The sequence below is a fragment of the Paenibacillus sp. AN1007 genome (genome assembly GCF_040702995.1).
In the GTDB taxonomy this organism is placed as follows: Bacteria; Bacillota; Bacilli; order Paenibacillales; family Paenibacillaceae; genus Paenibacillus.
The window spans coordinates 3,791,246-3,812,600 of sequence record NZ_CP159992.1; the positions used below are offsets into that span (position 1 = coordinate 3,791,246).

23 protein-coding genes are annotated in these 21,355 nt (G+C 46.5%); 8 read left to right on the forward strand and 15 right to left on the reverse strand.

Annotation, left to right across the window (positions count from 1 at the left end; translation table 11 throughout):
* Positions 1–32: 32 nt before the first annotated feature.
* Complete coding sequence (locus tag ABXS70_RS16785) at positions 33–1,463, reverse strand: bifunctional UDP-sugar hydrolase/5'-nucleotidase (RefSeq protein ID WP_366289324.1); 1,431 nt, start codon at positions 1,461–1,463, stop codon at positions 33–35.
* 118 nt (positions 1,464–1,581) lie between these two features.
* Here ABXS70_RS16785 and ABXS70_RS16790 point away from each other — a divergent pair, with 118 nt between their 5' ends.
* Both ABXS70_RS16790 and ABXS70_RS16795 read left to right on the forward strand, forming a co-directional pair.
* The gene (locus tag ABXS70_RS16790; RefSeq protein ID WP_366289327.1) at positions 1,582–2,325 is read left to right on the forward strand and encodes a molybdenum cofactor biosynthesis protein MoaE; all 744 of its coding nucleotides are present in this window, start codon (positions 1,582–1,584) and stop codon (positions 2,323–2,325) included.
* Between the two features lie 126 nt (positions 2,326–2,451).
* A complete protein-coding gene (locus tag ABXS70_RS16795; RefSeq protein ID WP_342555160.1) occupies positions 2,452–3,498 on the forward strand; it encodes an HD-GYP domain-containing protein in 1,047 nt (348 codons plus the stop codon).
* Positions 3,499–3,586: 88 nt separating this feature from the next.
* Here the strand turns inward: ABXS70_RS16795 and ABXS70_RS16800 are convergent, their stop codons facing one another.
* From ABXS70_RS16800 to ABXS70_RS16845, 10 genes are all read right to left on the reverse strand, one after another.
* Entirely contained in the window at positions 3,587–3,727 is a 141-nt protein-coding gene (locus tag ABXS70_RS16800) for a YjcZ family sporulation protein (RefSeq protein WP_342555159.1), read from the reverse strand.
* Positions 3,728–3,817: 90 nt separating this feature from the next.
* Positions 3,818–4,528, reverse strand: coding sequence for a M23 family metallopeptidase (locus tag ABXS70_RS16805; protein ID WP_342555158.1), 711 nt, complete (start codon positions 4,526–4,528; stop codon positions 3,818–3,820).
* 212 nt (positions 4,529–4,740) lie between these two features.
* Entirely contained in the window at positions 4,741–6,096 is a 1,356-nt protein-coding gene (locus tag ABXS70_RS16810; RefSeq protein ID WP_342555157.1) for a jacalin-like lectin, read from the reverse strand.
* Positions 6,097–6,282: 186 nt separating this feature from the next.
* On the reverse strand, positions 6,283–7,680 hold the full coding sequence (gene sufB, locus ABXS70_RS16815; RefSeq protein ID WP_342555156.1) for a Fe-S cluster assembly protein SufB: 1,398 nt from the start codon (positions 7,678–7,680) through the stop codon (positions 6,283–6,285).
* A gap of 20 nt (positions 7,681–7,700) precedes the next feature.
* Positions 7,701–8,132, reverse strand: a complete 432-nt coding sequence (sufU, locus tag ABXS70_RS16820; protein WP_090920111.1) for a Fe-S cluster assembly sulfur transfer protein SufU — start codon at positions 8,130–8,132, stop codon at positions 7,701–7,703.
* Positions 8,122–9,342 (reverse strand): cysteine desulfurase, encoded by a 1,221-nt coding sequence (locus ABXS70_RS16825; protein ID WP_342555155.1) that lies wholly within the window; start codon positions 9,340–9,342, stop codon positions 8,122–8,124. The genes sufU and ABXS70_RS16825 overlap by 11 nt, the downstream gene beginning before the upstream one ends.
* Positions 9,339–10,643 (reverse strand): Fe-S cluster assembly protein SufD, encoded by a 1,305-nt coding sequence (sufD, locus tag ABXS70_RS16830; RefSeq protein ID WP_366289334.1) that lies wholly within the window; start codon positions 10,641–10,643, stop codon positions 9,339–9,341. Before sufD ends, ABXS70_RS16825 begins: the two co-directional genes overlap by 4 nt.
* Positions 10,644–10,667: 24 nt before the next feature.
* Positions 10,668–11,450, reverse strand: a complete 783-nt coding sequence (gene sufC, locus ABXS70_RS16835; protein WP_342555153.1) for a Fe-S cluster assembly ATPase SufC — start codon at positions 11,448–11,450, stop codon at positions 10,668–10,670.
* Positions 11,451–11,886: 436 nt separating this feature from the next.
* Positions 11,887–12,465: a DUF1802 family protein gene (locus ABXS70_RS16840; protein WP_342555152.1), complete on the reverse strand. Its 579-nt coding sequence runs from the start codon at positions 12,463–12,465 to the stop codon at positions 11,887–11,889.
* Positions 12,466–12,609: 144 nt separating this feature from the next.
* Positions 12,610–13,071, reverse strand: a complete 462-nt coding sequence (locus ABXS70_RS16845) for a Dps family protein (protein ID WP_342555151.1) — start codon at positions 13,069–13,071, stop codon at positions 12,610–12,612.
* Between the two features lie 297 nt (positions 13,072–13,368).
* Between ABXS70_RS16845 and mtnK the strand changes: the two genes are divergently transcribed.
* A complete protein-coding gene (gene mtnK, locus ABXS70_RS16850) occupies positions 13,369–14,586 on the forward strand; it encodes an S-methyl-5-thioribose kinase (RefSeq protein ID WP_342555150.1) in 1,218 nt (405 codons plus the stop codon).
* Positions 14,587–14,591: 5 nt separating this feature from the next.
* Positions 14,592–15,674: an S-methyl-5-thioribose-1-phosphate isomerase gene (gene mtnA / locus ABXS70_RS16855; RefSeq protein WP_342555149.1), complete on the forward strand. Its 1,083-nt coding sequence runs from the start codon at positions 14,592–14,594 to the stop codon at positions 15,672–15,674.
* Between the two features lie 203 nt (positions 15,675–15,877).
* Here mtnA and ABXS70_RS16860 read toward each other — a convergent pair whose 3' ends face one another.
* The gene (locus ABXS70_RS16860) at positions 15,878–16,180 is read right to left on the reverse strand and encodes a DUF1805 domain-containing protein (protein ID WP_342555148.1); all 303 of its coding nucleotides are present in this window, start codon (positions 16,178–16,180) and stop codon (positions 15,878–15,880) included.
* A gap of 231 nt (positions 16,181–16,411) precedes the next feature.
* Here ABXS70_RS16860 and ABXS70_RS16865 point away from each other — a divergent pair, with 231 nt between their 5' ends.
* Positions 16,412–16,993: a hypothetical protein gene (locus ABXS70_RS16865; RefSeq protein WP_366289340.1), complete on the forward strand. Its 582-nt coding sequence runs from the start codon at positions 16,412–16,414 to the stop codon at positions 16,991–16,993.
* Between the two features lie 127 nt (positions 16,994–17,120).
* Here the strand turns inward: ABXS70_RS16865 and ABXS70_RS16870 are convergent, their stop codons facing one another.
* On the reverse strand, positions 17,121–17,507 hold the full coding sequence (locus tag ABXS70_RS16870) for a DUF423 domain-containing protein (RefSeq protein ID WP_342555146.1): 387 nt from the start codon (positions 17,505–17,507) through the stop codon (positions 17,121–17,123).
* Between the two features lie 157 nt (positions 17,508–17,664).
* Here ABXS70_RS16870 and ABXS70_RS16875 point away from each other — a divergent pair, with 157 nt between their 5' ends.
* Both ABXS70_RS16875 and ABXS70_RS16880 read left to right on the forward strand, forming a co-directional pair.
* Entirely contained in the window at positions 17,665–18,138 is a 474-nt protein-coding gene (locus ABXS70_RS16875) for a hypothetical protein (RefSeq protein ID WP_366289343.1), read from the forward strand.
* A 113-nt stretch (positions 18,139–18,251) separates the two neighbouring features.
* Positions 18,252–19,100, forward strand: a complete 849-nt coding sequence (locus ABXS70_RS16880) for a DegV family protein (RefSeq protein WP_342555144.1) — start codon at positions 18,252–18,254, stop codon at positions 19,098–19,100.
* A gap of 164 nt (positions 19,101–19,264) precedes the next feature.
* Here the strand turns inward: ABXS70_RS16880 and pdaA are convergent, their stop codons facing one another.
* A complete protein-coding gene (gene pdaA / locus ABXS70_RS16885) occupies positions 19,265–20,044 on the reverse strand; it encodes a delta-lactam-biosynthetic de-N-acetylase (protein ID WP_342555143.1) in 780 nt (259 codons plus the stop codon).
* 101 nt (positions 20,045–20,145) lie between these two features.
* Positions 20,146–20,553, reverse strand: a complete 408-nt coding sequence (locus ABXS70_RS16890) for a hypothetical protein (RefSeq protein WP_342555142.1) — start codon at positions 20,551–20,553, stop codon at positions 20,146–20,148.
* 147 nt (positions 20,554–20,700) lie between these two features.
* Between ABXS70_RS16890 and cysC the strand changes: the two genes are divergently transcribed.
* Positions 20,701–21,339, forward strand: a complete 639-nt coding sequence (cysC, locus tag ABXS70_RS16895) for an adenylyl-sulfate kinase (protein ID WP_366289347.1) — start codon at positions 20,701–20,703, stop codon at positions 21,337–21,339.
* Positions 21,340–21,355 lie beyond the last annotated feature (16 nt).

A 21,355-nucleotide genomic window follows, 5' to 3' on the forward strand; every position in this document is an offset into this window, starting at 1 on the left:
TAGCCGCCGCATCAGCAGAAGGCAGTCCTGTTCTAGCTTTGAAACCAGCGAGCATGCTGGCTCTCCTCCAGTGCACCTGGTCGTTTTAATTCCCGTTCCAGCAAATCACGTATAAATTCAGGAAGATAATATTGTATACTGTTTCCTTGGGCCAAGGAAGGATATCCCACATTAAACGTAAACATGTCAAGTGTTCCAACAACATATTCACGCTGTTCATCCATAGGAATTCCGTTTACGTAAATGGATTGTATTTTGTTATCCGCTGCCGCCAAGGGATCATAATGAACCTCCATTCCGTCCATACAGATCGTCCCGAGAATTCGCCCCCGAAACCCGAATCCTGTAATCGGTTTATGAATAAATTCTTCAAGTAATGACTGCTCCAGTGCTTCACGAATCTGCTGACCATTCAAGCATATTGTACAAGCATTTATCGGAGATGGACATAGGGAATGTAACATTCCTTTGGTAATGTCTCCCTGCGGGAGGCCGCCAAGAAGCTGCCCCGCATTCACAAGTGCCAGTTCAGCCCCTGTAAACTGCCGGACTGCTTGTGCAAGCAGGTTGGCAAAAGGCGACTCCTGTTCGTAGTTGATGGGCAGCGTTCGATCCGTAATTACGGCTGTCTGATCCAGCGTTCTCTCCGCTTCTTTAAAATTTGTGGCAATCGCCAGGGACACCTGTTCTTCCAATAGGGTCTGCTGTACGGGCACACATCCACTGCTCACCAGCTTCACGGGTTCGGCTTCGCCTGCTCGTTCCAGCACTACCTTACCAAGCCATTGTCCGAACTTACCTGCTGCTCCAAGCACAGCTTGACCTATAACCAGAGGTTCCTCCAAGACATGATGGGTATGTCCGCCCAGAATAACATCTATACCGGCAATCTGTTCCGCCAGTCTTTTATCCGTTGATAGACCAAGATGAGATAAAATGACAATCACGTCCACTTGCTCACGCAGCATGTTAACCTGTTCTTTTAACGTCTCTACAGGGTCAGTCACTTCCCACCCCAGAAGTTCATAGAACGTATTAAATGGAGCGGTCGCTCCCAGGAGACCAATGCGGAAAGGTCCTTTTTCGATAATAATCGACGGTTTCATCCAGACAGGAGGGCGCCCTGTATCCTGTTCTACTACGTTGCCGCATACGATTGGACAGAGCAGTCCGGAATAGGACTGTGCAAGCTGGGCCGGTGTAAACGTCAGCCCTTCATTATTGCCGATCGTAACGGCGTCATAACCTGTCAGATTCATCACATCCACGTTGGCCATGCCGAGTGTACCTTCCGTCTCAACAGCCATTCGGTCCATATGGTCCCCGATATCAAGGACAAGCAGATGCCTTCCTTCAGCGCGTTCCTCATGAATCATGGCAGCGATGGCGCTCATGGAGCTGAAATGACTATGAATATCATTGGTGTGCAAAATGGTTAATGTTTGCTTCTCGCTGCTGTGCATAACACTGCCTCCCTGCCGTTCATTAAACGTACATTCTTCTAATGGATAAGCATAACATTTTCTACGGCGTTATGATATATTTATAGGGTTTAGAGATCAAAAAGGAGAGATCCATTCCATGAAATTTACAATTCAACTATTTGCAGGCATTGCCGAGCGTTTAAATACATCCCAACTGGATTTTGAGTGCAATGGCGAGATGATTACGGCTTATGAGCTGAAAGAACAATTAGGACAGGCATATCCCGAGGCTGCTTCGCAGATTCGTTCCTCCTTCCTGGCAGTAAATCAAAAATACGCTCCTGCCGATACTATACTTAAGGCCGATGATGAACTCGCCTTGATTCCTCCTGTATCCGGAGGAGATGGTACTTCTAACCAGAATCAAGATCAGCAGCCGCATACACAGGAACACCGCACGGAAGACGGCCTGTTTATGATTACGGATGCGCCTCTGTCTGTTGAGGAAGTCACCAATCGGGTGATTACTGCCAACCATGGCGCCGCACTCACTTTTGTAGGGACGACTCGTGAAATGACGGGCGAGCAGCGCACTGTACATCTGGAATACGAAGCATATGTTCCTATGGCTCTTTCCCATATGGCTGCGATTGGTACGGAAATTGCAGCACGCTGGCCAGGTGTAATCTGTGCGATCAGTCATCGTATTGGCAAAGTTGACGTGGCAGAGATCAGCGTGGTGATCGCCGTATCCTCCCCTCACCGCAGCGACTGTTACGATGCAAGCCGTTATGCTATTGAAAGACTTAAACAAACGGTACCGATCTGGAAAAAAGAAATTTGGGAAGACGGTTCAGAATGGAAGGGACATCAATTAGGACCCTGGAACCCCATGGAATAGAAAAAAATGAGTCTATACGCTGTTTACATGAACCTTTAAACAGTAAATAAGTCGTTGTCAACCCATTTTTTTCTTGTTATTATAATGATATGTGTCGATATTAGTCGAGGAAAAGGTGGTTTATACGTGAGAGTGCATGTTACAGATCTTAGACCCGGCGACCTGCTAAAAAACGATATCTACAATTCTTCAGGTCTCCACATGCTGATGAAAGGTTCCGTTCTCAGTGAAGATGACATATCCAAACTGCTGCAGCATGGAATTGATTTCGCAGATGTAGAACATACATCTAACCTTCACTCTGATGAACAAAACTTGCCTTCCGATCAGACCCGTCTGTTAACCAATCTGTTTAACGACACGATCAAAGGCACGGAATCCCTGTTCCAACAAGCCATTGAGAAGGGATTTATTGATGAATCACAGGTTGATGAAATTTTAGGCACCCTGACGGGTCAGCTTGAAAAACAAAAAGATGTTGTCTCTCTCCTGCTTATGCTTGATGGAGATAGCGACTATACGTACAATCATTCTTTACAAGTCGGCATGCTCGCTTTTTATATTGCTGGCTGGATGGGCTATGACCCGGAAGAGTGTCTTACGGTAGCCAAAGCGGGGTATCTTCATGATATCGGAAAGTCCAAGATTCCTTCTGAAATCTTACATAAACCAGGCAAACTAACGACCGAAGAATTCGCAGAAATGAAAAAACATACCTTTTACGGTTATGATATTATCAAAGCTTCTACACAGGACGAAATTTTGGCATTGGTTGCCCTCCAGCATCATGAACGCGAGGATGGGAGTGGTTATCCGCATGGATTGAAGAGGGAAGAAATTCATCCCTATGCTCGCATCACTGCCGTAGCTGACGTGTACAGTGCCATGACAACGAATCGGGTCTACCAAACCAAGCAGGAGCTGATCTCTGTACTGTGCGAGCTCTACAGTCTCAGTTTTGGTCAATTGAATGGTGAAGCAACTCAGGAGCTGATCAAACATATGCTTCCGAATTTTATCGGCAAAAGGGTACTTCTCACAACAGGACAGACGGGTGTCATTGTTATGAATAACCCCGCCGACTATTTCCGCCCACTCGTTCAGACCTCTACAGCCTTTATCGATTTAGCGAAAGAAAGAGACGTGGCTATTGTTGAAATCTACGTTCAATAAGCCGCAGCATCCGATTAAATTACCATTATTAAAAGGGAAGCTCACCGGAGCTTCCCTTCGTTTTTTAAGTGTTATTTTGTCGGTCGTGTTATACGCAGAATGCTTTTGTGATGATTACCAACAGGATGAACAGTACCAAGATCGCGCCAACGGATGTACATGGATTGTATCCACCTACACCGCCTACGTTACCAACATTGCCCCCACAGCCATATCCTACTTCGCTCATGTGATTGCCTCCTCTTTATCAGGTATACCCTAACATATGATGCTTCTCCCCTCGGTGAACCGGGCGAAACGGCAATCTTCCGGATTTGGTTCACAGCCCATCTAACTTTTTCCCCGTTTCCTTCCGATGCATGATTACAAGTATTCTCCAAAAGTCATAACTCCCTGTGTCATCCTCAATAAAGGGACGATAATAGGCCAGTGCCTCCTGAGCCCACACAGGGCAGCTCATATTAGTCAAACGCTTCTGTTCCTGAATCCATTTTCCTTGAAGCTGCAGTGTTTTCTGCATCAGCGTAAACAGCTCTTTTTCCTCATTTGTCATCGGCGTTCCCTCCTCTTCCTGAGAGATCATTCCGTATTCTTTTAACAAGTATGCTCCTGGTTCAACAACTCCATGTTCACTTGCCGTGTATCCATAGGAAGGTGAACTTGTTTTGCGAATCTCATAATGTACATGCGGACCTGTGCTCTGCCCAGTACTGCCCTGGTAACCGATAAGGTCGCCTCGCTTCACCTTCTGACCAATGCGAACAGCAATACGAGAAAGATGACCATAACAATGCAGGTATCCACGATGATCTTCCATAGCGACGGTAAGCCCATATCCTCCAAAACCGGAGCCTGTGCGTCCTTCTGCCGCAAAACGTACCGTTCCTTCAAGAAATGCGTATACGGGACCATTCCAAGGCTCTGTGACCAGGTCTACACCTCGATGAAACGTTTGGCCTCCATGTATAGGATGGATTCGATAACCGAATGAACTTGTAATCCGATACCCTTCGAAAGGGTTTGCATTCATAGCATCACATCCTTTTTCTATTATAAAATGCTCAACTCTATGAATTGGCTTGTGCGTTTCGTCAGATTGGAGCAAAAAGAGCACCCCTCGGAATACGATCGTACGATAACCTTTCGGTTTCAATAATCGTTTCAAGCGGTGCGGCTACTTATATGATTTATGCTCTATTTGAAAAAATACAGAATGAAAATACGTAAAACTACATTACCTACTTACTCAGCATGGATTGGCTTATACACGACACCAAGCTGATCTAATTCCTGTCCTGCTCTTCCGTAAAAACCGGCAATGTACCAGCCCGCAGGCGCTTCCAGCTGCATCTGGTCTGATGTCCTCTGACCACCTGCAATTTGTTGACCCAGGTTGGTCGTTAACTCTACATAGAAGATGCGTTTATCTCCATTTCTCGTCCCCTGAGCAATCGTCATGTGTGTCAGGTATTCCCCATGAGCCAGGTTTAAGGCAGCCGCACTGGCACTGCCTCCGTGGCTCAAGGTTGTGCCGTCTCTATATGCCACTGTGATACCGTCCACGCGGTTACCTGTATTGATTACGATGGAACTAGGCTCGGCATCAGGAATATGATTCAAATCGTTAAAGCCTGTACCTCCAGACCCGCCTATCGACGAACTCAGCTGATATTGCGAAGATGTGCTGTACACTAGTGATGCTGTAATCGGATAATGATCCGATAACTGATTTCCTTTAGAATCAACAAAGACTTGGTCTTCCAGACGATAGCTCTGAGCATGAAGGGAAAGTGCACTGCTTCCGCGATACAAAATTTTATCTACAACCTCGTAATTCGGGCCGTTTTTATTCGTACCATCCATAAGAGCGTCTCCGTCAGCAGGGATATTTCCCCCACGAATAAGGTCAATCCATGGATCTCTCAATCCATTTTCAGACATAAGCAGCTCAATATTGTCGGAAGCACGGGTGTACCTTGTATTTGTATCCCCCATAACGATGACCGCATTACCGTCCGAATGCTCTTTGATGTAGTTGGAGAGCTGCCGGATGTTATCGCGTCTTGCCTCAAGCGAATTAGCATCACCGCCAGCATCTGCATGCAGGTTGTATACATCGACTTTTACGCCTGGTGCAATCTCGTACACTGACGCTGTAAAACCCTTTGGTGTCAATTCATCATTACCATTATCAAAGAAACCCGAACGCTTATTCCAGGTCACACGTTTCAAATCACGGAAGGGATACCGGGATAAACTGTTGAGTCCGCTTCCAAAACCTGCAGGCCCACTGGTTTGGGTCAGGTAGGGCAGCGATACCTGCGAGATCAGTTCATTATGATAATTAAAATCTTCCTGTACGTTAATAATGTCATAGTTATTGAGTTTGGGAGAAATCTGAACGGTGTATTCTTGAGGTTTGGAACTGGATACAAGGCTCGGAAGACCACCCACATTATAACTTAGTACCTTGAATGAACCCGTTACTACTCCACTTTCTTCTGCCTGTACCTTTGGTGATCCTGCCTGAAAACCCGTCAAGATTACAGCAGCAGTTAAAAGCAGGGCTGCCCCCTGTTTTATCCAATTCCTTTTCAATCATCTCACTCCTTCTATGCATATTCCTTTGCATTTAGTATAACTTTTGTTTAGATGGGTATAAAAAAACACCTCATAGACAGACATTGTTCTAAAGTCTGTTCTAAGAGGTGTTTTAGTGAAAAGGCTGGGTCTGTCACAGAGCTTCTGCTGCAGTACCCAGCTTATTGTAGAAGGCTGTATCGCTTAACCGATGGAGCCTTCCATTTCGAATTTAATCAATCTATTCATCTCAACTGCGTACTCCATTGGCAATTCTTTTGTGAACGGCTCGATGAAGCCCATGATGATCATCTGTGTTGCTTCCGCTTCGGTCAGACCACGGCTCATCAGGTAGAAGAGCTGATCCTCGGATACTTTGGATACCGTTGCCTCATGCTCCAGCATGATGTTATCATTCATGATTTCGTTGTATGGGATTGTATCCGATGTGGACTCATTATCGAGAATGAGTGTGTCACATTTGATGTTGGATTTCGCGCCCTCAGCTTGACGTCCAAAGGAAGCCAGACCACGGTACGTTACTTTCCCTCCATGTTTACTGATCGACTTGGATACAATCGTGGAAGTTGTATCCGGAGCAAGGTGAATCATTTTGGCGCCTGCATCCTGGTGCTGGTTTTTACCTGCAACAGCGATCGACAGAACGGAACCTTTAGCTCCACGGCCTTTCAGTACAACCGCAGGATATTTCATCGTCAGTTTGGAACCGATGTTACCATCAACCCATTCCATCGTTGCGTTCTCTTCAGCAACCGCACGTTTGGTAACGAGGTTGTAGATGTTCGGTGCCCAGTTTTGGATCGTTGTGTAACGAACGCGCGCATTTTTCTTACAGATGATCTCAACTACCGCACTGTGCAGGGAGTTTGTGCTGTAAATCGGTGCAGTACAGCCCTCTACATAGTGAACGAAGCTGTCTTCGTCTGCAATAATCAATGTACGTTCGAATTGACCCATGTTTTCAGAGTTAATCCGGAAGTAAGCTTGCAGAGGCACTTCACATTTTACGCCTTTTGGTACGTAGATGAAGCTTCCTCCAGACCATACCGCACTGTTCAGCGCAGCAAATTTGTTATCTGCTGGCGGAATAACGGTAGCGAAATATTCACGCAGGATTTCCGGATGCTCTCTCAGTGCCGTATCGGTATCCATAAAGATTACGCCTTGGTCTTCCAGTTCCTTTTGCATGTTGTGATATACAACCTCGGACTCATACTGAGCCGATACCCCTGCCAGGAACTTTTGTTCTGCTTCCGGAATACCCAGTTTATCAAATGTTTCTTTAATTTCGGAAGGAACCTCTTCCCATGTTTTCCCCTGCTTTTCGGAAGGACGAACATAGTACTGAATATCGTTGAAATCCAGCTCATCCAGGTCGCCGCCCCATTTAGGCATAGCCATCTTCTCAAACTGTTTCAAAGATTTCAAACGGAATTCCAACATCCACTCCGGTTCGTTCTTAATCCGGGAAATTTCAGTAACAACTTCTGCCGTCAGACCTTTACCGGTTTGAAAGATGGATTTATGCTCATCGCGAAAACCATATTTATACTCTTCCATTTCTGGTGCTTTTTTAGCCATCTTACTCGACCTCCCTATCGTTATTGTACATTGTCCTCTTCGTCAATTCCTTTGCGTAGTGCATTCCAGGCCAGAGTGGCACATTTGATGCGTGCAGGGAACTTATTCACACCGGATAGGGCTTCGAGATCTTCATAATCGTCGAAATCGACTTCTTCCCCTTGCATCAATGAGGAGAAACGGTTAGCCAAATCGAGTGCCTGCTCAATCGTCTTGCCTTTGACAGCTTCGGTCATCATCGATGCCGAAGACATGCTGATCGAGCAGCCTTCTCCCGTATACTTGGCTTCCTGAACGATTCCGTCATTCAGCATCAGCTGCAGTGAAATCCGGTCGCCGCACGTTGGATTGTTTAAATTCACCGTGACGACATCATTGTCAAACGTTCCGCGATTACGCGGGTTTTTGTAATGGTCCATTATAACACGTCGGTACAGATCATCAAGTTGCATCGCCAAAATACTCCTTCGTCTGGATTAAGGCGCTCACAAGCCGATCCACATCTTGTTCGTTATTGTATAGATAAAAGCTCGCACGAGCCGTTGAACTTACTTCAAGCCAGCGCATAAGCGGCTGACAGCAGTGATGTCCTGCACGAATCGCTATACCGCTCGCATCCAGCACAGTCGCCACATCATGGGGATGGACATCTCCCAAATTAAAGGTCACTACGCCAACGTGACGTTTAGCCGGACCATATATCGTTAGTCCATCAATCTCGGACAGGCGTTCGGCTGCATATGCGGCCAGTACACCTTCATGATGCGCGATTTCATCCATGCCGATCTGCTCCAGGAAATCAATGGCAGCGCCCAATCCTACTGCTCCAGCAATAATCGGGGTTCCACCTTCGAATTTCCACGGCAGCTCTTTCCAGTTGGAATCGTACAATCCAACATCATTAATCATCTCACCGCCGAATTCAATCGGTTCCATGGACTCCAGCAGCGCCTTTTTGCCGTAGAGTGCACCGATACCGGTTGGGCCGCACATTTTGTGACCAGACAGTGCGTAGAAATCACAGTCCAAATCCTGCACGTCTACCTTCATATGCGGTGTGCTTTGTGCTCCATCTACAACGATAACTGCTCCGTTGCGATGGGCAATTTCAGCGATTTCTTTCACGGGATGCACAAGACCCATCACATTGGATACATAAGCAATCGCAACAATTTTAGTCCTGCTCGTGATCGTCTGCTCCACGTCTGCCAGTTCAATATGACCGTCGGACTGCAGCGGAATGTATTTCAATGTGGCCCCTGTCTCCTTGGCGACCTGCTGCCAAGGAATCAGGTTGCTGTGATGCTCCATCTGCGTAAGGACAATTTCATCGCCTTCTTTGCAGTTGGCACGGGCATAAGACGAAGCCACCAGATTCAGGGCTGTCGTTGTGCCGCGCGTGAAGATGATTTCCTGTGTACGGCGAGCGTTAATAAACTTCGCCACCTTCTCGCGAGCGCCTTCGTAAGCATCCGTTGCACGGCTGCCAAGCGTATGAACACCGCGATGCACATTGGAGTTTTCATATTCATAATAATGTTTAACCGCATCGATTACAGCACGAGGCTTTTGTGATGTTGCGGCACTATCTAGATATACGAGCGGGTGTCCGTTGATTTCCTGGTGGAGGATCGGGAACTGCTCGCGAATGGATGGGTTCATTGTCCCAGCTTTTTCTCAATCAAGGACTGCAATTGGGTACGCAGTGCTTCCAAAGGAATATCCGCCACCACCGGTGCGAGGAAGCCATAAATAATGAGGCGTTCCGCATCCGTACGGTTAATCCCGCGAGACATCAAGTAATGGATCTGCTCCGCATTCACTTGACCGACAGAAGCCGCGTGACCTGCTGTTACATCATCCTCGTCAATCAGAAGGATCGGGTTGGCATCTCCACGTGCTTTAGGACTAAGCATCAACACTTTCTCGGTTTGCTGTCCATCGGCTCTTGTAGCGCCTTTCTCGATTTTCGTAATGCCGTTAATGATTGCCGAAGCCTCTTCACGCATAACCGCACGTGTAATCATTTGGCTTGGCGTATTTTTACCGAAGTGACGCGCTTCGGTTGTATAGTTGATTTTTTGGGAACCGGAACCGACTGCGATCACTTTCGAGTCCGAAGTGGAACCGTTGCCTTTCAGAACACTCATCGTGTTGCTTGCTGTATCCCCATTATTCATTTCACCAACGATCCATTCAATGGAGCCGTCATTCTCCAGCACAGCACGGCGGAAAGATACATCCGTTACGTTGACGTTCAACTGGTGTACGGTAGCGAAGCGTACTTTTGCACCCGATTTAACGAATACTTCCACCGCACCGTTATGGAATACCGGTGCAGACAGATCGCCAGACACATAGTTGTCTACGTAAGTCACCGAGCTGTTCGCTTCAGCAACAACGAGCACGTGAGGTGCAAACGTTGCAGAAGCATCGTCAGTAAGCAGCACCGCTTGCAGCGGAACTTCAATGTTAACGTTTCTCGGAACGTACAGGAACACCCCGCCGTTCCACAAAGCTGCATGTAATGCGGCAATGGAATGCTCGTCGGCTTTGACCGCTGTGTTCAGGTAAGGTTTTACCAAATCAGCATGTTCACGAACAGCTGTTGCCAGATCTGTGAAGATGACACCTTGCGCTGCAAGATCAGCAGACAACTTGGAATATACGGCTCCAGAGTTGCGCTGGATAACCAGACTTCCTTCTGCCTGGTCCTGAACCAGTTCTTTGATTGATGCAGGTACTTCTTCCAGAGAAGAGATCGCTGCGCCTGCTTTATATGTGCCGTACTCGCTGATATTCCAGCGTTCGATTTTTTGTTTTTCCAGTTTAGGAAGCGCCAGCTCACTCGCAAGCTTCAAAGCTTCGAGACGCTGTTCAGTCAACCAGCCGGGTTCATTATTGCTTTCCGACAAGGCGCGAAGCGCTTCAGATTCAACCGGAAGAATTGTTTGTGTAGTCATCTATTACCCTCCTCCGTTTTGTCTTTACGCTTCTTGACCTACAGTTTCATCTGTAATTCCCAGTTCTGCTTTTACCCAGTCATAACCTTCTGCTTCCAGACGTTGAGCCAGTTCAGGGCCACCGGACTTCACGATACGACCCTGCATCATCACGTGAACGTAGTCAGGTGTGATGTAGTTAAGCAGGCGCTGGTAGTGGGTAATAATCAGGAAACCACGATCTTCGCTCTTCATTGCATTTACACCTTCTGCAACAATTTTCAGAGCATCGATGTCCAGACCGGAGTCGATCTCGTCAAGAACTACGATTTTCGGGTCAAGCAGCATCATCTGCAGAATTTCATTCCGTTTTTTCTCACCACCGGAGAAACCTTCGTTCAGGTAACGATGAGCAAACTCAGGGTTCATATCGAGTTCTTTCATTTTGGATTCCATTTGACGAATGAACTTGATCAAGGAGATCTCGTTGCCTTCGCCGCGGCGGGCATTAATTGCACTGCGCAGGAAGTCGGAGTTCGTTACACCCGCGATTTCGCTCGGGTACTGCATAGCCAGGAATAGACCTGCACGTGCACGCTCGTCTACAGCCATGTCGAGTACATCTTCACCGTCAAGTGTTACTGTACCGTCTGTTACTTCATATTTCGGATGTCCCATCAGGGCAGAAGCCAAAGTGGATTTACCTGTTCCGTTCGGTCCCATGATCGCGTGGATTTCTCCACCTTTCATCTCCAGGTTAATGCCTTTCAGGATTTCTTTACCTTCAATGGTCGCTTTCAGACCTTCAATGACGAAATTCGTAGTCATGTGTAATGTTTCCCTCCATTGATTAAATTGATGTTTACTGTCGAAAAAGAAAAAGCGCCTATTATATCTGAACAGGGCTTCCCCTGACTTTCTCTGTGATCATACATCTGTGATGCCATTTCTTCATACACCCTAGAGCAATTCCTTCAAACGCTGTAGAGCAGCAATCACTTTAGAATAATTCTAAACTGATTCTCAATGATTATCAAGTCATTTCCTATCAATTCTTGTCCTTCACAGGAAACTTCATTCCTATTGATTCTATAATAAATGACTGTTTGAATCAAATGAGAAAACAACTTCTCTGTGGTCGGACAGTGATATAAATCACAAAATTCACAGTTTGTTCAGCATAGGCACTGAATTAAAAAGGACTCATCCATTTCTGGATAAGCCCTTTTCAATTCCAGCTATTAACTTTTCACGCACAGCCGGATTACATTCTGAGTGTTTCGTTAATCTTCTGTACCTGTTCGGCAAAATCCGCAACGTCCAGCACCGGCGTCATTTCGCTCGTCGCCAAACCATTCGGAATGGAAATCCATGAACGGCAACCGTTATATTCGGGTAATACGGGAATCTCCATCGGTTCCTGCAAACGGTACACACGTAAAATCAAAATGTGGAGCGGATCTTTCTTTTTCCACTTCAACCGGGATTCAGCAAAATCCGCTGTCCACATATGATATTCCAGAAGTCGATCCAGCATTTCCTGATCTCGAATCTCCAAATCCTGCGTTACTTCAGCATACGCTGTAATGCGGACGGTTGAAGCTTCAGGCACCCATTCGGCCAACGACTCTTCAACATAGGATTGATCCAAGGACTTGATCAGTTCTTTACGCTGATGCTCATAAGTCGGATACAGGTAAAATGCCGGACTTTTCAACTCAAAATGTTTTGTTTCCTCCACAATGCCGCCTTTGCGCATCACCATAATCTGGCGTCCGCTTTCCAGCGCTTTGATCGCAGAGGCCCATTCCTTTAACGCCGGTTTTGCTGCCTTATCTACCATCGTGATCACCCTCCCTGTCGCTTTGTCAGCAGTATAGACGCTTAATGCTTTTCTGACAACTTACTGGCAGGAAGGACGGAATCACGATGAAAGAACCTTTACGAGAACAAAGTCAGGAATAGCTGTATGTCAGTCGTGGACGAATTAACCCAAGTATGCACGAAGCATCCACATATGTTTCTCCAGATCCGCTTTGAAGCCGGTCAGCATATCGGCAGTTGGTTGATCTTCAGCTTCATCAGCCAGATCAATACCTTCCTGATACTCACTGCACAGCGTCGCGAAGTCTTCAATCAGATTCTGCACCATGGCATTGGCATCTTCCTTACCGGAAGCCTCTTGAATGGAAGCCATCTCCAGATATTCTTTCATCGTTGCTGCAGGGCTGCCTTTCAGTGTGAGCAGACGCTCAGCAATTTCGTCCATTTGAACTGTAATTTCGTTATAGAATTCTTCAAACTTCACATGCAGCGTGAAGAAGTTCGGGCCTTTAACATACCAGTGATAGTTATGGACTTTGACATACAGTACGTTCAGGTTAGCCACCTGACGGTTAAGTACTTGTTCTACTGATTTTGCTTGATCTGTTTTGTTTTTTGTAGCCATATTCTATCCCATCCTTTATTTAAAATGTAGTCCGCCCGACGTGATATCAGGCTGCCCTGTACGAAGAACAGAGAGTAAATATTAGAAACCCGCCAACTCGGCAGATGTGCGCTGCGGCTCGGTTTTCTTAACCGTCCGCCCTATTCGTTTTTACCCTTCCGTCTGATCTTCGAATCACAGCAGGCGTGACTTGTCTCAAAAAAAAGTTCAAAAACCGCGCTGTATCCGATATACTGTCATAAACCAAGCAAAGAAGTGGGTTTTCCTGTTTCTTCATATATATGGAGGTGGCACCTTTTGACTCAATATCATCCTTTAAACCCCCAAGAAGCGATCGAATTAGCCAAAACCTTACCGGGTCCATTTGCGGCAGATACGAATCTGGAATGTCGTGAGATTGGGGACGGCAACCTGAATCTCGTTTTCCACATCACGGATCCGAACTCCGATAAAAGTATCATTATCAAACAAGCCCTTCCTTATGCGAAGGTGGTGGGCGAATCTTGGCCGCTTTCACTCGTACGTGCCCGGATTGAACGTGAGATTTTGCAGGAAGAATACCGCTTATGTCCAGGAATGGTGCCCCAAGTTTATCATTACGACGATGATCTTGCGTTAACCGTTATGGAGGATTTGAGTGACCACGTTATCATGCGAAAAGGTCTGATCGACGGAGCCTCCTACCCTCTTTTTGCCCAGCATATCGGGGAGTTTATGGCAAGAACCCTCTTCTTCACATCAGACCTCGGCATGAATCAACAGCAAAAGAAAGAACAGCAGGGACGTTTCGTTAACCCCGACCAATGCAAAATAACAGAAGACCTGATCTTTGATGAACCGTATCGGATTGCCCACAATAACAATTATGACGCAGCGATCGAGGATGAAGCCGAAGCACTTCGCACCGACGAAGAGCTGCATCTGGAAATTGCTTTGCTGCGAGCAAAGTTCCTGACCCAAGGACAGGCACTGCTTCATGGTGACCTGCATACCGGCAGTATTTTTGTGACACCAGAGTCGACCAAAGTGATTGACCCCGAGTTTGCTTTCTATGGACCGATGGGTTTTGACATTGGCGCGGTTCTAGCGAACCTGCTGCTTCATTATGTTTCACTGTCAGGTCGTATTCAGAATATGTCATCTCGCCAGGATCGCGAAGCAGAGCTGCTGCAGATGGTGCAGGATGTCTGGACCGAATTCGAAACTCGTTTCCGTGCTCTGTGGGTATCCGATCTTGTTGATCCGATGGCCAAAACCCCCGGATATCAGCATCTGTATGTACAGCAGCTGTTCAGGGACACGGTTGGTTTTGCTGGAGCCAAAATGGTTCGACGTATTGTGGGACTCGCCCATGTGGCTGACATCGATACGATTGCGGATGCTTCTGAGCGTGAACGCGCGCAGCGCAGGGCATTGGCTGTTGGCAAAACTCTGATTAAGAATAATCGCCAGGTAAACACAATCGGTGAGGTGCTCGATCTGATATCGTCCGCCTTCGCTGCCGTAAAAGCCTAAACAAAATGAACGGAGGAACATCCATGACAACCCCTGAACATCAGCCTCTGTCTTCTCTGAACTGGAAAAAGGACAAGCTTGAAATGCTCGATCAGCGTCTGCTGCCCGAAACCATTCTGATGCTGAAACTATACACCCCTGAGGAGGTGTGGGAATCCATCCACTCTATGAAAGTTCGCGGGGCACCTGCCATCGGTATTGCGGCCGCATTCGGCGTTGTGTTAGGTGCCAAAGCTTACGATGGCACTGCCATCCAAGGCTGGCTCGAGCACGTTAAATCGGTCTGCGCACATCTGGCCACATCCCGTCCAACCGCGGTGAACCTATTTTGGGCACTCGACCGCATGATGCAAAAAGCTAATCAGGCTGCCGAGGTCGGTTTAAGTTTGGAAGAAAGTACGGATGCTCTTGAAGCGGAAGCGCTGCTCATTCAGAAGGAAGACGAGGAAGTGTGCCGCATGATCGGTGAACATGCCCTTCCTTTGTTTGAAAACGGCATGGGAGTACTAACCCACTGCAACGCAGGCGGCCTGGCAACAGCCAAATACGGTACGGCAACGGCGCCAATGTATTTGGCTCAGGAACGCGGCATTCATCTCAAAGTATTTGCTGACGAGACACGCCCTGTTCTGCAGGGAGCTCGTCTGACAGCGTTTGAGCTGCAGCAGGCAGGAATTGACGTTACGCTGCTGTGCGACAATATGGCAGGGATGGTCATGTCCAAAGGCTGGGTTCAAGCTGTCATCGTAGGTACAGACCGGGTTGCGGCGAATGGCGATGTTGCCAATAAAATCGGCACGTACAGTCTGGCCGTTCTTGCTAAGGCGCACAACATCCCGTTTTATGTGGCCAGCCCATTATCAACCATTGACTTGTCTACGTCATCCGGCGATCTGATTCCAATTGAGGAGCGTGCTGCTGAGGAAGTTACTGAAGGGTTCGGCAAACGTACTGCACCGCAGGGGGTAAAGGTATTTAATCCCGCTTTTGACGTAACTCCTAACGAGTACGTTACAGCCATAATTACCGAAAAAGGCATCGTTCGTGCACCTTTCCAGGAAAACCTGGCCGCTCTGTTTGCGCAATAAAAAGACGGTGAACGTATAAAGCTTTGAAGAGTTTTGTATAAGCAGCTTTCGAGGATTTAGTTAAGATAGGAAATATATAAGACAAGTGCACCTAGAAGCAATTGCTGTGGGTCTGTAAGAAGAAGGGACAAGAAGGATATCCGACTTGGTCCCTTTTTTTCTGTTCTATTTCTATTTTGACAAATAGGAATCCAAAACTTGCTTCAAATCATTTTCAACAGTGCTTCTACACCTGTCATTCCTGCTGTAATACCCATAGCTTCTGCCTCGGTTGTCACTGATTCCATCGGCGCGTGAAGCAGCTGTTCAAGTGTGCGCACACCGACAGCCCGCGCTGCCACAATCTTGCGATCACCCAGTTTCTCATTCAATAAACCGACATCGAGTGCGCCGCACATGATATACCCTTTGGATGTATTAATCGTCAGCAGCGTCGTTTTGGGAAGCTTGACTTCTACCCCTACGAGTACATGCTCTCCTACTACAATAGGCTCCATCGTCACCATAGTTTCCCGGTCCACCTCCTCTTCAACAGATCACGATATTTGTATGCCTCTCGGTGATTCCTCGTGTGGACACCTGCCATGCATGAAGAAAAAGTGTATTCAAAATAAGATAATATAACCTTTATATTCGATGTTTTCTAAGTCTTCGGTACTATGATTTCAAGCATATTAATGCTATAGTATACTAGAGTGTCTTTTTTGCTCACACATTATTTTACGGGGCTGGGATGAATGAAACAAACCTTATCCAATCAAGATGAAATCGGCTATTTATTCAATGTCGATATACTTATTAAAAGCCGTTCAAATGCATTGGCACTGCAGTCCCTGATGGAGTTCATTAATAAACAAGAACAAATTGCGGACTTTCGGATTCATTCCGGAATAGAACTTGGCAAAATGATTGAAGCTATGCTTCAGGCCGAAACAAACTCCCCTGACTCCGATCAGCCGAAGCTGGAGTCATCACCATTACTTAGTCAGCAATTAACCTCTAGCAAGCCAGACAAGAAAGCCGAATCTGTTTCTTCCGGATTACATCAAGAATTAACGACCAGCGCTGCCAAAAAAGAAACTTCTGTCGACACTTCACATGTTGCTGACGCTAATTCGTTCGATGCCTGGATTGAATCTTTAATTAAAGAAAATCGCCTCACGCGAATTGTTGTAAACAACAAAAATGGCAAACATCAGAGCATACCTTGCCGAATTCTTAATTTTGACCGGGACAATAATGTGGTAACTATCTACCATGTGGATGAAAAACAAGTGTATACGTTCCGAACGAACGAGATTGATGAGTTTTTGCTGTAGACCTCATTACAAGCGCAGTACAGCTGAGCTCAAATTTTATTCAAACCAAAAAAGCAACCTGAGCTGGAATGCAGAACATTCGACACAGGTTGCTTTTATTATGCTGCTGTCTTTGCAATAGAAGAAGTTACAGACTCTTCTTGCCTCGCTGCCATACATCCATTGCAAACAGCAGCCAGCCGGCGATAAAAGCGACACCACCGATCGGTGTAATTGCTCCCAATATTTTGATACCCGATATACTGAGTATGTAGAGGCTGCCTGAAAAAATAATTATACCCGTGAACAGCAGACGTGCCGCCCATTTCAGCTTTGTTGATGATCCCAGCTGCCCGGCCGTTAATCCAACAATCAGCAGAGCGAGTGCATGTATCATGTGATACTGCACGCCTGTTTCGTATGTAGCTATAGCACCTGCACCAATTTTGTCCTTAAGCATATGTGCACCAAATGCACCAATGGCTACAGACAGCATGGTTAATATGGCCCCAATCATCATCCATTTTCGCTGCATATTCATTCTCTCCCTTAACTCGTTTCTAACTCCATTTATTGTAGCGAATTCGTGAGCTAAAGTAAAAGGAGCATGGTATGCCGAATAATCCCGGAATCACAGTCCGCTAAGCGGGGTAATAGATTACACTGATCATTAAAAGGAGGAGTCCTGCATCATGGACCATCAACATTCTCAGAACTCAGGCATGAATGACTCATCATCGCATGCCAGCAGCTCAGACCCCTATAATACGGGAAGAAGTGACACATATTCACCCGATTTCGCCGAGCCTCCTGCAGAACATCTGAAACACTCAGGCCCCGGTATATCCAGTTTCATTGTTGGGTTGGTCGGACTGATCGGGCACATTATGATCTTTGTACTGCTCTACCTTGCCCTGTACAGTTCTTTTGGAATTTTGGACTCATCCATCAGTCGTGAAGAACTTGCTCTGCATCCGGCAGTCATTCTCTCTTCGTTAGCTTTCCTTGTATGCCTGATCCTGAATCTGGCCGGGCTCGTCCTTGGTATCATCGGATTGGTGCAAAAAAACCGCAGAAAGGTTTTTGCGATCATAGGTACCATTATGAATGGACTGCTTATATTGCTGTTCGCGGGACTCGTACTTGGAGGGATATACATGGCGTAATACTTTGCATGAATCCTCAGGTTCATTATAATTAAACTCAGACGGCCTGTATCCGGTTCAGCCGCACTTTACTTATTGACTGACCAAATATATGTATTCTAAAGGAGAACGACATGTCACGAATCAAAATTTTTGCGGACAGCACCAGTGATCTGGCTCCTGAGTGGATCCAGCAGTATGATATTGGCATCATCCCTTTGTATGTGGTGTTTGGCCAAGAATCGCTGAAAGATGGAGAAGAGATCAAACCAGAGCAGCTGTATGACCGTGTGAGCCGTAATGGTTCTCTTCCAAAAACAGCTGCACCTTCACCTGCTGATTTCATAACCGCATTTCAACCTTACATAGAACAAGGCGATGATATTTTCTACATCTCCTTATCCTCTGAACTTTCTTCAACGTACCAGAATGCACTGCTTGCGAGTTCCGAATTTCCAGAAGGACGCATCTCCGTAGTAGATTCACAGAATCTTTCCTCAGGAATTGCTCTAATGGTCATGAAGGCCGTTCATGCTGCAGAGCAAGGACAAAGCCTGGCTCAGATTACCCAGCTGATTGAAGCCATGAAACCTACGGTGCGTACAGAGTTTGTTATTGATACACTGGAATACCTGTACAAAGGCGGACGCTGCTCGGGTATGCAGAACCTGATTGGAAGCCTGCTTAAGATCCGTCCCGTGATTCGAGTCACGGATGGTAAGATGTCTCCCGCCTACAAAGTACGCGGTAAACGGGAGAAAGCGCTGGAACAAATGCTTCAGAATACGCTCAGCAATAAAGATCAGATTGATCGGGATCTAATGATTGTCGTTCACACGATGGCGGAGGAAGATGCACTCAACCTGAAAAAAACACTTCAGGAGCAGACCGGAGCACGCGTAGAATTGACTACAGCAGGCTGCGTGATCTGCAGTCATTGTGGTCCAAAAACAACAGGAATTATATATAACACCCTTCACTAGGATCGAAGAATGCTGGGGGCAGGCAGCCTCAAACTCTGTCAGTTTCTTACCTCACTTCGCTAACAAAAACAAAAAAGGGCATGCTCAGCGAATTCGCTTGGCATGCCTTCTTTATCTTCATTAAAGTCTCCTAGATTCGTTCTAAGCATCGATACGTTCGTGACTTAATAACATTTGGTTTTCAAGTCATTCAAACTTTTGAACACATAACCCTGCTTCCTTGCATCATCGATAATAGAACCAAGTGCCTCGGTGTTGTCTTTGGATACCGAATGCAGCAAAATGACTGCTCCGGGGTGAAGCTGCTTCAGCACTTGCTGATGAGCATATTGTGACCCTCGCTGTACATTGGTATCCCAGTCCTTGTATGCTGCAGACCAGAACACGTTGATATATCCCTGCGCATAACTCTCGGCAAGCGTACGGTTGTTAAAAATGCCGCGAGGCGGACGCAAAAAAGTACCCTGCTGTCCCGTAAGACGCTGTACCTCCGATTTTACCTTCTCCAGTTCCTCTTTGATCTGAGCATTGGAGATTCGAGTCATGTCCGGGTGGCTCCAGGAATGGTTTCCGACAATATGTCCTTCCGCCGCCATACGTTTGACAAGTTCAGGCTGGTCCTTCAGATAATGTCCTGTAACAAAGAAAGCAGCAGGCACTTTCTTCGCTCGAAGCACATCCAGTATTGCAGGGGTAAATCCGTTCTCATAACCGTTATCAAAAGTCAGATACAGTTCTTTTTGTTTGGTATCCCCCAAAAAGATGGCATGATTGTGTTCCAAAATGGACTTAAAGCCTTCCTGATCAATCGAAGGCAGCTGACCATTCTGACTTTTTTTGAAACCAAAATGGTACGCTCCATTAATAGGAGATGCTTCTGCCTGTGATGCCAGCATGCTGATCGTTAACAAGCCGAGCAGCAGATATAGAACCGTTCGCCTCATGTTATACGCCCCTGTTCCTGAATATTTCGGTTTGTTTAATCATCTACAAACACCTTCAGGTAATATGCCTCAGGAACGTCTATATTATGTAATCTTAAAGGTTATATCCGTTTATTTGCTCGGGAATTCGAGGTTGGTTGGTGAAACAGCTCAAGTAAGGTCTGAGGTTTACCGCTGGCAGCCAGCCATTCTTTAACCGTTTGAATCGCACGAGTCTGACCATCTCCCTGATCACGCCAGGTCAGAAGTTCAATCACTTTGATAATTAGTGCCGACATATTATGATTGTCCTGTTCAGTGCGTTCAGCACGCAGCTTGTGATATAATGCCTCCTGCTCCCAGTCCAGCAAAATTTCATCTCCAATCGTCGGTTTCATGAGTGTATAGGCCCGATTGCATCCTCCGCAGCGAACGGTGTTAACCTGCTCCTGCATGAAATATATGTTTATTTCCTGCCCGCAATCAGGGCATTGGAACCCCACTTGTATATTTTGAATATGATCACTCATGATATGGCCTCCTGGTCTCTGTGTATAACATCTATACCCGATAAACAGACCCTTTACGCTTTTTTTGCAGAAAATTCTCATAGTCTATAATCTACTAAATATGTTAAAATATTATACATTCCAGTAGGCGAGAAGAGGCGGGATAACATGTCAAAGGACGAGCACAATATTACCTGGCAGGCATCAAGTCTAACCAGGCAGGATCGGGAGGAAAACAATGGGCATCGCAGCCGCACCTTGTGGTTTACAGGTTTATCCGGTGCAGGTAAATCATCCATTGCGTTTGCACTGGAGCGATTTTTGCATGAGCAGGGTGTTCGCTGTTATGTGCTTGATGGCGATAACGTGCGGCATGGATTAAATCGGGATCTTGGTTTCACTGCAGCGGATCGGCAGGAAAATCTGCGGCGGATCGGAGAGGTGTGCAGGCTGATGGTAGACGCTGGACTGTTTGTGCTCTCGGCGTTTATTTCTCCCCACGCCCAGGATCGGGAGATGGTTCGGCAGCTGATCGAACCGGAAGATTTCATTGAAATCTACGTTCGCTGTTCCATTCAAGAGTGTGAGCGGCGTGATCCCAAAGGACTCTACCAAAAAGCCCGAAAAGGTGAAATCCCTCATTTTACAGGCATCTCTGCTCCTTATGACATCCCTGAATCCCCTTCATTCATCATTGATACCGAACTATGCACTATTGAAGAAGCCGTGCAGGAGATTGTGGGGCATCTGCAGCAGATCGGTGCATTACATCTTCCTCTGCAAACCAATTCAGCCCTGATCTATTAATCCAATTCCAAGCAGC